The sequence below is a fragment of the Cohnella luojiensis genome (genome assembly GCF_004564235.1).
Classification (GTDB): Bacteria; Bacillota; Bacilli; order Paenibacillales; family Paenibacillaceae; genus Cohnella; species Cohnella luojiensis.
The window spans coordinates 1-897 of record NZ_SOMN01000107.1; the positions used below are offsets into that span (position 1 = coordinate 1).

Here is an 897-nt window from a genome sequence, read left to right on the forward strand (position 1 = left end):
AATTATACGCGCTGGCATGCAATGCCTCATCTGCGCGGGTCGTCTTTTGCGTATCGATCAGATGGCCCGGTTTGTAATCGACGGAAGTTACCGTTCCGTTCGGATATTTTACCGCCGTTACGTAACCGTCGGCATCGTACTCGTATTCATACTTGTACCCTTTGCTGTCGGTATAACTCGTCGGACGGCCGTTCGGATCAAGCTCATATTCCGTACGTTCGCCGTTCACGATCTCGGCGACCTTTTCCCCGTTATCGTTATACTCATAGACAACAGTATCGCCGTTCGGATACGTTGTCTGTTGCAATTGGTTGTTGTCGTAGTAGCTGTAATTAATCGTTCCGCTCTTATCGGTACGGGTCAGCATATTGCCCGCTTTGTCATAGGTGTAGGCGTACCACGTACCGTCGTTGTAATCCTCCCGGGTCTTTGCGGTTCATGAAGTCGTATTGATATTGCGTCGTCAGGCCTCCGGGTTTCTTCTCGACGATGACATTGCCATTCGGATCATACTGGTATTCGAATACATCTTGGCCCGACTCACCGCGCACGACTACCTTCTGAAGACGGCGTCCTAGCTCATCGTAATTGTAGGAAGTCAGCTGGGTATTGCCGTCCTTCTGGCTCGTCCGGTTTAATTCCGCGTCGTAGGTGTAGTCGGTCTTTAATTATAGTAGGGTAAGACGAGGGATTACTCCCTCGGACTCCCCGTCAAACCGTGCATGCGGATTTCCCGCACACGGCTTTCCTTCGTCAGTTCCCCATCTTCAGGAGTGAGTTCTCTTCATCCGTCACCGGATTACCTATTTCACTTCTGAATTAGGAACGTGTGGTGAGTAAGTTTGTTAGAAATACCATTCCTGCCGACTCCAGTACTTTGTTAGGAATCAGTGAATT

Annotated in this window: 2 protein-coding genes; both read right to left on the reverse strand. The window is 49.7% G+C overall.

From position 1 onward, the window contains the following. Positions 1 to 367, reverse strand: a 367-nt coding sequence (locus tag E2980_RS23935) for an RHS repeat domain-containing protein (protein WP_135154719.1), incomplete at its 3' end; no start/stop codon positions are given. Between the two features lie 13 nt (positions 368 to 380). Next, entirely contained in the window at positions 381 to 551 is a 171-nt protein-coding gene (locus tag E2980_RS23940; protein ID WP_167747246.1) for an RHS repeat domain-containing protein, read from the reverse strand. Between the last annotated feature and the right edge of the window lie 346 nt (positions 552 to 897).